General features: G+C 51.3%; 9 protein-coding genes, 1 tRNA gene and 1 pseudogene. 8 read left to right on the top strand and 3 right to left on the bottom strand.

Annotated elements, in window-relative coordinates; translation table 11 throughout:
- Window positions 1-14 precede the first annotated feature (14 nt).
- The 5 genes and pseudogenes from GDJ93_RS10150 to GDJ93_RS07115 form a co-directional block, all read left to right on the top strand.
- Window positions 15-197: pseudogene (locus tag GDJ93_RS10150) on the top strand (dTDP-4-dehydrorhamnose 3,5-epimerase family protein); the annotation flags it as partial.
- 21 nt (window positions 198-218) lie between these two features.
- Window positions 219-1,109: an SDR family oxidoreductase gene (locus GDJ93_RS07130; RefSeq protein WP_226812529.1), complete on the top strand. Its 891-nt coding sequence runs from the start codon at window positions 219-221 to the stop codon at window positions 1,107-1,109.
- Between the two features lie 24 nt (window positions 1,110-1,133).
- The gene (locus GDJ93_RS07125) at window positions 1,134-3,170 is read left to right on the top strand and encodes a DUF6541 family protein (RefSeq protein ID WP_152068260.1); all 2,037 of its coding nucleotides are present in this window, start codon (window positions 1,134-1,136) and stop codon (window positions 3,168-3,170) included.
- 18 nt (window positions 3,171-3,188) lie between these two features.
- On the top strand, window positions 3,189-5,153 hold the full coding sequence (locus tag GDJ93_RS07120) for a DUF4422 domain-containing protein (RefSeq protein WP_152068259.1): 1,965 nt from the start codon (window positions 3,189-3,191) through the stop codon (window positions 5,151-5,153).
- A 26-nt stretch (window positions 5,154-5,179) separates the two neighbouring features.
- A complete protein-coding gene (locus tag GDJ93_RS07115) occupies window positions 5,180-7,021 on the top strand; it encodes a glycosyltransferase (RefSeq protein WP_193221480.1) in 1,842 nt (613 codons plus the stop codon).
- Window positions 7,022-7,156: 135 nt separating this feature from the next.
- On the opposite strand, the gene GDJ93_RS07110 is transcribed toward GDJ93_RS07115, so the two are convergent.
- The gene (locus GDJ93_RS07110) at window positions 7,157-8,101 is read right to left on the bottom strand and encodes a glycosyltransferase family 2 protein (RefSeq protein WP_152068257.1); all 945 of its coding nucleotides are present in this window, start codon (window positions 8,099-8,101) and stop codon (window positions 7,157-7,159) included.
- Window positions 8,102-8,293: 192 nt separating this feature from the next.
- Here GDJ93_RS07110 and GDJ93_RS07105 point away from each other — a divergent pair, with 192 nt between their 5' ends.
- The 3 genes from GDJ93_RS07105 (at window position 8,294) to GDJ93_RS07095 (ending at window position 10,022) form a co-directional block, all read left to right on the top strand.
- The gene (locus tag GDJ93_RS07105) at window positions 8,294-9,103 is read left to right on the top strand and encodes an ABC transporter permease (protein WP_152068271.1); all 810 of its coding nucleotides are present in this window, start codon (window positions 8,294-8,296) and stop codon (window positions 9,101-9,103) included.
- Window positions 9,104-9,112: 9 nt separating this feature from the next.
- Window positions 9,113-9,892, top strand: coding sequence for an ABC transporter ATP-binding protein (locus GDJ93_RS07100; RefSeq protein WP_152068256.1), 780 nt, complete (start codon window positions 9,113-9,115; stop codon window positions 9,890-9,892).
- Between the two features lie 53 nt (window positions 9,893-9,945).
- Window positions 9,946-10,022, top strand: a tRNA-Arg gene (locus tag GDJ93_RS07095).
- 152 nt (window positions 10,023-10,174) lie between these two features.
- Here GDJ93_RS07095 and glf read toward each other — a convergent pair.
- Window positions 10,175-11,299: a UDP-galactopyranose mutase gene (gene glf, locus GDJ93_RS07090; RefSeq protein ID WP_152068255.1), complete on the bottom strand. Its 1,125-nt coding sequence runs from the start codon at window positions 11,297-11,299 to the stop codon at window positions 10,175-10,177.
- 78 nt (window positions 11,300-11,377) lie between these two features.
- Complete coding sequence (aroQ, locus tag GDJ93_RS07085; RefSeq protein WP_118079766.1) at window positions 11,378-11,815, bottom strand: type II 3-dehydroquinate dehydratase; 438 nt, start codon at window positions 11,813-11,815, stop codon at window positions 11,378-11,380.
- Window positions 11,816-11,851 lie beyond the last annotated feature (36 nt).

Below are 11,851 nucleotides of genomic sequence, written 5' to 3'. Positions count from 1 at the left end.
ACGTCCCGCGCGGCGTGGGCAACTCCTTCCAGGCCCTGGAGGACGGCACCGCCTACACCTACCTGGTGGACGCCCACTGGTCGCTGGAGCTGAAGAGGACCTACACCTTCGTGAACCTCGCCGACCCGGAGCTTAACATCCAGTGGCCGATCCCGCTCGATGAGGCCACCGTCTCCGAGGCCGACCTCGGCCACCCGATGCTCAGGGACGTAGTCCCCATGGCGCCCAGGCGCACCCTCGTCACCGGCTGCTACGGCCAGCTGGGCCGCGCGGTGCGCGCGCTCGCCGAGGAGCGCGGCGTCGCCAAGGACTTCGACTTCTGCGACATCGACACCTTCGACATGTCCGACCCGGAGGCCTACTCCAAATACGACTGGTCGCTCTACGGCACCGTGATCAACTGCGGCGCCTACACCGCCGTGGACAGGGCGGAGACCCCCGAGGGCCGCGTGACCGCCTGGAAGGCCAACGCGACCGGCCCGGCGCTTCTGGCCCGCACCTGCGCCGGGCACGGGATCACCCTCGTCCACGTGTCCAGCGACTACGTCTTCGACGGCACCGCCGAGGTCCACACGGAGGACGAGCCGTTCTCCCCGCTGTCCGTCTACGGCCAGACCAAGGCCGCCGGCGACATCGCCGTGGCCGGGTGCCCGCGCCACTACATCATGCGCTCCAGCTGGGTCATCGGCGAGGGCCACAACTTCGTCAGGACCATGAAGGGGCTGTCCGACCGCGTCGCCGACCCGGAGGACGGGCTCGCGCAGGTCACGGTCGTCGACGACCAGCTGGGCCGCCTGACCTTCACGCGCGACATGGCCGAGGCCATCTTCCACGTGCTGGGGACGCACGCCCCCTACGGCACCTACGACTGCACCGGCTCCGGCGCCGTGAAGTCCTGGGCCGATATCGCCCGCGCCGTCTTCGAGGCCGCCAACGGCAACGGCGACAGGGTCGTGCCGGTTTCGACCGCCGACTACTACGCCGGCGCCGCCGGCCCCATCGCCCCGCGCCCGGTTCACTCCGCTCTCGACCTGTCCAAGCTCGAGGCATCTGGCTTCCATATGCGGGAATGGGACAGCTCTCTTTCTTTGTATTTGAAGTCTTTGTAATCGTTATTTACGGTGTTTAACGTTATGAATCCATCTTGGCTTTATTATTTTCTAGACCTTTGTATTGCTGCTGCGCTTCTTTATGGGCCCGGTTCTATTGCTTTCCGTTTTGCCGGATTTAGGCTGGAAACATCAATTTGTCTTGCTCCGAGTTTCTCACTTTCGGTGTTTGTTGTTGTTGGCATTTTGCTTGGGCTTGCCGGTATTAATGTTAGCAACGTTAAGTTCCTTCTGATATGTCTACTCGTTACTCTGGTTTTACTTATTGTTTCCGGTGTATTCTCGCGACTTTGCGAAAGAAATCGACTGCCACATGTGCAGCACGACTCTCAAAACGGGCCAACTTTCTCTCTTATTGCGCTTTATTTGCTCATCGCGGCAATATTTATCACGGTGCTCTTCATACTTCCGATCGATGGTCCTTACTCTTTTTCAACGTCGAATGATTCGAGCGCTCATCTAGATTTCATTAGGGTATTTGTCGAATCTGGTACCTATTCGACTCTACATGTGTCACAAGAAGTAAATCTTGTACCGCTTTCCGGATTTTATCCTGCGGCCTACCATGTCTTTTGCGCAGCTCTTACTGCGTTGCCTGGTTGCACGGTTACTATGGCATCTAACATTGCTGTTGTTGTAATTTGTGGAGCGGTTTATCCCCTTGGATCACTTCTGGTCTGTTCGCGTCTTTTTGGTTCTAGAACCCTTGAGACACGTGTGGGGGCCCTTGCTTGTGTCGGAAACGCTGGTTTTCCGTGGGCCTTTTTGGTTTGGGGCCAGCTCGCTTCAAACTTGCTGGCTTTTGCTTTGGTTCCTGCATTTGTCTTTTTATTTTGGGAACTCCTTTTCCCTTGTGAGAAGCGGTCCTTTGTCAAGGTATTCGTTTCATTGTCTGTTGTGTTATTTGCTATGGCGACTGCTCAACCGAATGCTGTATTTACGGGCGGAGTTTTCTGTATTCCAATCATTTTTTGTTTTGTTCGTGACCGGATTTTGGTTATATATCCAAGCCTCTGCAAATCGAATTCCTCTAAATCCCTCCTATCTTTTCTGCTAGTAGTTAGTTTTGTTTTCGCCATCTGGACACTTCTATACATATCTCCTTTTTTGAGCGGCATTGTTCATTACAATTGGTCCAATGACGCATCTCTGGGTCAAGCCTTAGTTTCCGCTCTTGAACTCAAGTATGGTGGAATGTTTGAAATTCAGTATCTAGTCGCTCCGCTTCTGCTTCTGGGACTCTTTCTTTCCTTTACGCGTTCTTCGGTTAAATATGTCAGCTGGCTCTATCTTTTTTGTACGTTACTTTTTATTGCTTCGTATACTAAGGACTTCCCGCTTCAAAGCTATTTTTCCGGTTTTTGGTACACGGACTATTATCGAGTGGGCGCTATGGCAGCGATGTGCTCAACGCCGCTTCTCTGTGTTGCTTATTCTGCTATCGCGCGTGCTTCCATTCGTCTAGTCCAACGTTTTGCGCGCGTCCTTCGTGTCTCGTTTTGTTTTGCCGGGTCGCTTGTTTTCCTTTATTTTCTTTTGTTGCCTAGTTTCCAGCTGGCAGACGGTTCTTGGTTTGATACGCCTTTCGGCTCTATTAAAAGCAACGTAGAACGAACCTATTCAATGAATAACCTTGAGGGAATTGATACTGAAGAGTGGGATTTTATTGCCAAATGCATTCCCATCGTTAAAGACGATGTAGTTATTAATTTGCCTTTTGATGGAAGCGGCATGTTGTACGGATCAACTGGTATGAATGTGGTTTATAGAAACATAAAAGCTAATCCTAGCAACCTAACTGATAAGCCTATCCGCATGGGTTTGAGCAATATCGCGTCAGACAAGCGTGTTTCGGACTGTGTCCGAAATCTGAACGCTAAGTACGTTCTCATACTTGATAGTAATTCTCCCTCGGGCTCCATCATTCCGTATGTGCCTCATGATAGAAAAGATTGGTCGGGTATTTTTGATATTACCGAGAACACTCCCGGTTTTGAACTCGTTCTTAGCCAGGGGGACATGTGTTTGTATAAGATAGACGTTAATGACTTGGTTTCATGACCCGTTCTGGAGTGCTGAATGACTGATATTAAAATTGCCGTAGCTTGTCATAAACCTTCCGAGCTCCCGCATAACCCCCTTTATGTTCCCGTTCAGGTTGGGTCTGCTATCGCGCCCCGGCGTATGGAGGGTATTGCTCATGATGATGAGGGCGAAAATATTTCCGCTAAGAATGGCTCGTACTGTGAGTTAACTGCTCAGTATTGGGCCTGGAAAAATCTTGACGCCGACTATCTTGGTCTTTGCCACTATCGTCGTTTCCTAACTTTTTCTGATGGAGATTTCGAGTTCACTCAGCGTAATCAAGTTGAAGCGGGTTTTCTCGATTCATTCAACATGGATCGCTTTGGCCTTGAAGATGCGAGCGAAATGTCCTCGGTGATCGAGCGGTATGATTGCGTGGTTGGTCTGCTTGAAGATGTTAGCGGTCTTTCAACTCCTAAAGGAAAACAGAAAACGGTTTATAAGCACTGGGCTGCCCATGATCGCGATTTGATTAACGTCAACGATCTTGACCAGATGATCAAGATCGTTGACGAGTTTTATCCCGAGTATTCAGACGACCTTCATTTGTACCTCGAAGATAAGTGGTTCCTTGGTTATAACTGTTTTGTTATGAAGAAGGACCTATTCAATAAGATGTGCCATTTTGAGTTCGATGTTCTTTCGAGGCTTGAGGCACTTGTCGATTTGTCTCATTACAACCAGATGCGTTCGAGGATTTTTGGCTTTATGGCCGAGATCCTCTACAGTGTGTTCATTTTTCACATAGAAAAGAACGGAGCACATGTTAAGCATGTCCCACTTGTTTACTTCAATGTTACTGAACCGCTTGATAGTCTTCGCCTGAAGCCTGTCGAAAACGCAATCCCAATTGTTTTTAACGCCGTTGAACGTGATTTTGACGCATCGATAATCGATGTTACGCTTAGGTCTTTCATAAAGGCCAACTCGGGCTCCGCTGTTCTATATGACTTAATTGTTTTGGGTCGTGAACTTTCTGCTTTCGTTAAAGCTGAAATAAATCGTAGCTGTGAAGCCGCTGATAATTTTAGTGTTCGTTTTATCGACTTGGATCAGATTGATTACGGCCTTTTCGATCGAGTCGGATATGTTAAGGCAAAGTTAAATGACGTTAAATTCCGTCAGTCGATCGACCCCGAGATTCTGCTTCCCTGGCTTTTGCCTGACTATCATCGAGTTATTTCTTTTGAGTGGCATACGTTGTTTTATGGCCTTACTTCAGAGTTGTGGCAGCGCTTCCGTTCCTCCGAGAAGCCCATCGTTGCGGCCGAGAGCGTTATTGACCGTGCAAGAATTAATGAGCCGCTCGATCGTCTCTACAAGAGATGTCGTCATGAGCTAGGTATTCAGGATCCCTACGGTTATTTCGATACGTCTGTGATGGTTCTCGATCTTGATCAACTTCGAAATGAGGCTGATTTCGAATCTATTAAGAACCTATATCTTAAGCATAATTATCAGCTTAGGGCCAGTGAAGCGTTTAATGTTATCTATGAGGGTCGTTGCGAATCGCTTGATCTATCTTGGGCATATCCCGTCGATGCCGATTATTGGAGAAAGGGTTTAGCGCCTGCGGCTCCTCTGAGCCTATTCCGTAAGTTTAAAGAGGTTGCGAATCCATCCATTGTGCAATATGACCCACTAGTTTTTTCAAATCCCGAGCCTAGTTCTGTTACTACTGATTTTTGGCGTATCGCTAGAGAGGGTTCTTTTTATGAAGTTCTCCTTAGCAATATGGTCTCATATCGAATTCACAAAGATGCTGAGCAGAAGTCTGGTCTGAGGAAGGCGATTGCGGAAAAGCTCCCCGTTGGGTCTGATAAGAGGCAAGTCGCTGCAAATATCGCTGGTTCTGCTTTATCTATCCTTTATCCTTCAGGTTCCAAGCGTCGCGAGAGGATAGAGCAAACTTGGACGGAGGACGAGTATAAATCCCGTCTTCTTAAACATCTCAAATAGTAATAGGTGCCTTAATGGAGCAACTAATGTCTGGCTTTAAGCTATCTAATATCGTTTTGCGCGTCGATAGGCATGCGGCTGATCATCCCGAGATTTACTATCGCGTTATTTCTGGTGAGGCTGTTTATTCTGAGAGTTCATCTGCTCTGCGAATTAAAGGGGACGTGGACTTTCTCACATATGTAAATGCCTGCTCTGTATGCAAATGGCGTCAATATGCACAGATTGACAATTTAAAGTTATCGCTTACTCTCAAGGGTTCTGGTCGCGTTGTTCTTCGCGGTGTTCCTGTTGACTCTAATGAGCCTAAAATCCTTTCGTATCATTCGTTTGATTTTGAGGATATCTCTGATTTTTCTGTTCCCGTTGAGGTGGATAAGTTTGACCTAGCCGGATTCTCAATTATTTCTGAGGGGGCTTCGACTGTTGATGTCTTTGCGGGTTCTTTCTCGACCTGCGTTGATGCATCGGCTGTCAATGACGTTCGCATTGCCCTTTGCACTACTACATTCAAAAATGAGAAGTACATCATCCCAAACATTTCCCTGGTTAAAAATGGCATTGCTGCTGAGGGTGCTCCGTTTGCCGATAATTTTCACATGTTTGTCGTCGACAATGGACGTTCGCTCGACGTTGATGCTCTTTCTGATGATGTCGTGACCGTGCTCCCTAACCCCAACACGGGCGGTTCCGGAGGTTTCGCCCGTGGCATGATGGCTGCGACCGAGCATTCCGGTGAGTTTACGCATGTCATTGTTATGGATGACGACGTGTCCATCATGCCTGAGAGCCTTATTCGTACATTCAACCTGCTATCGCTTGCTCGAGGAAAGTATAAGGATGCCTTCATCAATGGTGCCATGCTTTCACTTGAGGACCCTATAAGGCAGTTTGAAGACGTATCGCATGTTGTTGATACAGCTGTTTATGCTCGCCTTAAACAGGACCTCGATGTATCCAAGCTTTCAGATATTCTTTTAAATGAGCGTCAGGATATCGAGGTTTCTAAGGCTTATGGCGCATGGTGGTATAGCTGTATTCCCGTTGAGGCGATCTTGAAGAATGGCTTGCCTGTTCCGTTCTTTATCCGTTGCGATGATGTTGAGTTTGGCATGCGCAACAACCCCGTTTACATGACCATGGATGGCATCTGCGTGTGGCACGCCAGCTTTGAGGGCCGTTTTAGGGCTTCTGTAGATTGTTATCAGTACACGCGCAATTTTCTTGCCATGATTGCTATGGATGATTGTGCTAAAGAGAGCTGGGCAATCATGCGTGCTAAACGAAATGTTCGTATGAATCTTCGTGACTACGATTATGCGGCCGCAGAGCTTACGCTTGATGGTATTGACGATTATCTTAAGGGACCCGAGTATCTGGAGAACCTTGATGGTTCGGCTTTGATGATGTCTAATGGCAAGCGCAATGAGAAGCTTGTTCCTGTTGAGGAACTTGATGGTGACCTGCTTGCTCGCGCCGGTATTAACGACGAAGTCCTTTGTGGTAAGCAGATACTTCCTGACGATGGCCGCAGGGCGCTCTTCATGAAGTACTTCCGTACCCTTCCTTATGACAAGCACTATGCTCCGTTCTTGCTTTCCGAAAAGCCAGGCTATGTTGTTAAGCATGGCTCTGCCGTTATTGAAGGTAGTTCAATGGGGCATAAGACCGTTGTGTTCCTTGATCCTACTCGCACAAAAGGCGCTGTGCGCCATCTTGACATGGACCGATTCTATGCGATTCGAAAGCGCGAGCGACAACTTATGGTTCGCTATCGAAAAGAGGGCAGGGCTGTTCGTAAAGCCTGGAAAGATGCACGGTCGTATCTCACTTCGCGTGAGTTTTGGACTGAATATTTGGGACTTTAACGTAAAGGGGCCTGTCGAAATGCCGACAGACCCCTATTTAGTCCTGTTCCTTTAGAAGATGGTAGAGCGAGTACTAGCGGTGCGGTGAATGTAGCCGGTATGGCGCTGTTGAACTTCCTAAGCAGTCTGACCACGCTATTCACGATTTTCTGCACGTTCATATTCCTCATAGACTTTAAGCTCCCATTGTTTGCGTTCGACTTTGGCTACTGAGTCCAGCACAAAACCTGTGGCAAGTGAGAGGCCGCATAGGAACATAAAGGCTGCAGCAAGGATGGCGGTGGGGAGGCGCGGTACCAAACCGGTCTGCGCGTATTCAGCTATAACGGGAATGCCCAGTATTAGCCCAATGATTGCGAAGATTGCCGCCGTGAGTCCAAAAAACTTAAGTGGCCTGTAGTCCTTAAAGAGCGTGCCGATCATGCTGGTGACCTTGATGCCGTCACTGACCGTGTTGAGCTTCGACACGGATCCTTCGGGGCGGTCGCGGTAGACGATGGGCACGTCTTTGATACGCCAGCGGTGGTCGACGGCGTGGATAGAAAGTTCGGTTTCGATCTGGAAGCCCTCGGAAAGCACGGGGAACGTTTTGACAAAAGGCCTGCTCATAGCTCGATAGCCCGTCATGACGTCATCAAAGCTGTACCCATAGATCCACTTGATCATGGCGCGCACCAGGTTGTTGCCAAAATCGTGGAAGGCGCGCTTGTTCTCCTCAGCGTACGTGCCATTTGAGAGACGGTCGCCTACCGTCATGTCTGCTTCGCCATTGAGGACGGGGGAGCAAAGCGCCGCTGCCGACTCTGCGGGGTAGGTATCGTCGCCGTCGACCATCAAGTAGCAGTCTGCCTCGATATCGCGGAACATCTGGCGGCAGACATTGCCCTTGCCTTGACGGCTCTCATAGCGCACGATTGCCCCGGCGTCGCGGGCAATTCGAGCCGTTCCGTCTGTGGAGTTGTTGTCGTAGACATAGATAGCTGCTCCAGGGAGTTCGCGCTTAAAGTCCTCGACGACCTTTTTGATTGTGACTGCCTCGTTGTAGCAGGGGATAAGCACGGCAACGTTGCGGTAATCCATGGTGCTCCTCGGTTGGGTTCAAAACTCCAATAGTATAGAGTGCCGGGGCGGCCGAGTTTGTGGGTTCCTTTTATCGTCAGCGCATCGCCGCATTTTCCATGTGCGCGGGGGCTATACTTTCGAGTTGCTAACGAAACGATGTAAGGAGTTGCGTTCGTGACAGAGCAGACTCAGGTTGCGCCCAAGGCCTCGATGCCTCCATCGCACGCCAAAAATGATTTCCAAAAAGATAAGTTCATTCTTGAGCAGCTGGTAACCAAGGATTTCAAACTTAAGTATCGCCGCAGCGTTCTCGGTATCGCATGGTCGGTGCTTAATCCGTTGCTGATGATGGTTGTCATGGCCATCGTCTTTTCGACCATCTTTGCACAAGGTCGCAACGGTTCCATCACTCCCGATATGTACCCGTTGTACCTCATCGTCGGTAACGTCACCTTTTCTGTGATGTCCGACTCTACGACGCAAGCCATGTCTTCTATCTTGGGCGCTTCTTCGCTGCTTAAAAAGGTTAAGGTTCACCGTTGGGTGTTCCCGGTTCAGAAAGTCCTGTTCTCCCTTGTGAACTTTGCACTTTCGCTGGTCGCCGTTGCCCTTGTTATGATTTGGTTTCGCGTCGTTCCCAGCTGGCATCTAATTCTTTTGCCGGTCTGCTTGTTCTTTCTTATGCTGTTCTGTATGGGTCTTGGCCTTATGCTTTCGGCACTATCTGTGTTCTTCCGCGATGTCATGCATCTTTGGAGCGTCGTTATCACCGCTTGGACGTACTTTACTCCCATTTTCTGGACCACGGATTTTATTGCGCAGATGCCGCATATTCTTCGCGTGATTATGTACGCCAATCCTATGTATAACTATCTTACGTTTATGCGCGACATCTTTCTATTTCAGCAAAGTCCGACCCCTCTGGTATTTGGTCTTTGCGTTGCCTGGGCTTTGATTTCGCTTGCCATTGGCTATACGATTTTCCACAAGACTGAGCATCAATTCATCCTGTATATCTAAGGAGCTTGCATGTCTGAAACTAATACCGCTGCTCCTGTCGATTACAGCAAGCAGCCCATGGCCGTCGAGGTCAAAGATGTAACGATGATCTTCAATATGGCCTCTGAGTCTCTGGGTAGCCTCAAGGAGTACTTCATTTCCTTGGCGCGCCATAAGCTCTTTTTTGAGGAGTTTCGTGCGCTTAAGCACATTTCGTTTGACGTTCATCGCGGCGAGGTTGTTGGTCTGGTTGGCACCAATGGTTCTGGCAAGTCTACGATGCTCAAAATCATCGCCGGTGTCCTTGAGCCCTCTGAGGGTGAGGTTAAGGTTCATGGCAATATTGCGCCGTTGATTGAGCTTGGCGCCGGTTTTGATCCTGAGCTTTCCGCTCGCGAGAACATCTACCTCAACGGCGCTCTCCTTGGTTATACCAAGGAGTTTATTGATGCAAACTTCGATGGCATCATCGAGTTCGCTGAGCTTAAAGACTTCGTTGACATGCCCTTGAAGAACTTCTCGTCGGGTATGGTCGCGCGTATCGCCTTTGCTATCGCCACGATTACCGAGCCCGATATTTTGATTGTCGATGAGACGCTTTCTGTTGGCGATGTCTTTTTCCAGCAGAAATGTGAGCGCCGCATTCAGCACTTTATCGAGAGTGGCGACGTCACGGTCTTGTTCGTTTCTCACTCCATGGAGCAGGTTGAGCGTATTTGCCAGCGTGCCGTATGGATCGAGAAGGGTGACCTGCGCATGGATGGTCCCGTGGACGAGGTCTGCAAGGCGTACCACGACCAGTTCAAGTAGGTTATAATTTATTAGCCGTGTGAACTTGTACCCGCTTGGACGCGCGGCTTTATGCTCCATTAGCTCAGTTGGATAGAGCAGGGGACTTCTAATCCCAAGGTCGACGGTTCGAATCCGCCATGGAGCACCAGAGAGTTTTTGAAGACCCGGTTATTGTGCCGGGTCTTTGCTTTTTGGGACGAGCGCGCGTGCAGTGCTCCCTCAACAATAAGTCCGATGCAGCGATGCTGCACCGGACTTTCTACATCCCAGAATGGCTATCAGCCTTTGGCTGTTGGGCTCTTACGCCTCCGTGGGCTCCACGCCCAGCTCGTTGCGGACGAGCTCGAAGGCGGCGGCGATGGCCTTGTCCATGTCGTAGTACTTGTAGCCGCCCAGGCGACCGGCGAAGACCACGTCGCCCTCCTGCGCCGCCAGCTCCTCGTACTGCCTGTAGAGGGCCTCGTTCTTGGCGTCGTTGATGGGGTAGTAGGGCTCGTCGCCGGGCTTCCAGTCCGCCGGGTACTCGCGCGTGATGACGGTCTTGTCCTGCGTGCCGAACTCGAAGTGCTTGTGCTCGATGATGCGGGTGTAGGGGACCTCGCGCTCGGTGTAGTTGACCACGGCCACGCCCTGATGGTCCTGCTCGTCGAGCGTCTCAGTCTCAAAGCGCAGGCTGCGGTACTCGAGCGTGCCCAGCTTGAAGTCGTAGAACGCGTCGATGGGGCCGCAGTAGATCGTCTTGGCGGCGATATCGGGCTCGGCGGCGATTAGCTCCTTGTACTCCACGCCGCAGCGCACCTCGACGCCCTCGAGCATGTTGGCGACCATCTTGGTGTAGCCGCCCATGGGGATGCCCTGGTAGCGGTCGTTGAAGTAGTTGTTGTCGTAGGTAAAACGGCAGGGGAGGCGCTTGATGATGCTCGCGGGCAGGTCACGGCAGTCGCGGCCCCACTGCTTCTCGGTGTAGCCCTTCACGAGCGTCTCGAAGATGTCGCGGCCGACGAGCGACAGCGCCTGCTCCTCGAGGTTCTGCGGCTCGCCGATGTTCTCGGCGGCCACCTGCTCGGCGATCTTGGCCTTGGCGTCTGCCGGCGTGACGACGCCCGGCCACATCTTGGCGAAGGTGTTCATGTTGAAGGGCATGTTGTACATGTTGCCGTGGAAGTTGGCGACCGGGGAGTTGACGTAGTTGTTGAACTCGGCGAAGCGGTTGACGTAGTCCCAGACGTCCTTCATAGAGGTGTGGAAGATATGCGCGCCGTAGCGGTGGACCTGGATGCCCTCGATGTCCTCGGTGTAAATGTTGCCGGCGATGTGATCGCGGCGATCGATGACTAGGACCGACTTGCCGGCGCGTTTGGCGGCATTGGCAAAGACGGCGCCCGAAAGGCCGGCACCGACGACGAGGTAATCGAACTGGGACATGGATATGCTCCTTTGTATGTCAATTGGACAGTTACTTTAGTTTAGGGACAAACGCATCTGACTCATTTGCCCATAAGATTAGTGTAGCAGATGCTCTTTCAGCAGCTCCAGTGCGTGGGCGTAGCCCTGCAGGCCCTCGCCGGTGATGGTGGCGAAGCAAGCTAGGCGCGCATAGCTCACCTGGCGGAAGTCTTCGCGCGTCTCTACGGCGCTGATGTGCACCTCGACGGCAGGGATGGCAACGGCCTTGAGGGCGTCGAGGATCGCCACGCTGGTGTGCGTGTAGGCAGCCGGGTTGATGACGATGCCGTCGACCTTGCCGTAGGCCTCCTGGATCTTGTCGACGATGCTGCCCTCGTGGTTAGACTGGAAGACCTCGACCTCGTCGAAGCCCTGTGCGGCGCCTGCCTCCTGGCAGATCTGCACTAAGCGGTCGTAGTTGTCGCTGCCATAGATGCCCGGCTCGCGAATGCCGAGCATGTTGAGGTTGGGGCCATTAATGACGAGTGCTTTCATGGGTGCTTCCTTTGCGATTGCAAAACCACCGCAAAG

It is taken from the genome of Collinsella aerofaciens (genome assembly GCF_902501475.1).
GTDB classification, from domain to species: Bacteria; Actinomycetota; Coriobacteriia; order Coriobacteriales; family Coriobacteriaceae; genus Collinsella; species Collinsella aerofaciens_AL.
The sequence above is the reverse complement of the archived record's forward strand: the minus strand, read 5'-3'. Positions and strand labels throughout refer to the sequence as shown.

Bases quoted from the DNA above. Each gene is read 5' to 3' on its own strand.
- GDJ93_RS07105 (WP_152068271.1), top strand. From the start codon at position 8,294: ATGCCTCCATCGCACGCCAAAAATGATTTCCAAAAAGATAAGTTCATT.
- glf (WP_152068255.1), bottom strand. From the start codon at position 11,299: ATGTCCCAGTTCGATTACCTCGTCGTCGGTGCCGGCCTTTCGGGCGCC.
- aroQ (WP_118079766.1), bottom strand. From the start codon at position 11,815: ATGAAAGCACTCGTCATTAATGGCCCCAACCTCAACATGCTCGGCATT.
- GDJ93_RS07130 (WP_226812529.1), top strand. From the start codon at position 219: ATGGCGCCCAGGCGCACCCTCGTCACCGGCTGCTACGGCCAGCTGGGC.
- GDJ93_RS07120 (WP_152068259.1), top strand. From the start codon at position 3,189: ATGACTGATATTAAAATTGCCGTAGCTTGTCATAAACCTTCCGAGCTC.
- GDJ93_RS07125 (WP_152068260.1), top strand. From the start codon at position 1,134: ATGAATCCATCTTGGCTTTATTATTTTCTAGACCTTTGTATTGCTGCT.
- GDJ93_RS07115 (WP_193221480.1), top strand. From the start codon at position 5,180: ATGTCTGGCTTTAAGCTATCTAATATCGTTTTGCGCGTCGATAGGCAT.
- GDJ93_RS07110 (WP_152068257.1), bottom strand. From the start codon at position 8,101: ATGGATTACCGCAACGTTGCCGTGCTTATCCCCTGCTACAACGAGGCA.
- GDJ93_RS07100 (WP_152068256.1), top strand. From the start codon at position 9,113: ATGTCTGAAACTAATACCGCTGCTCCTGTCGATTACAGCAAGCAGCCC.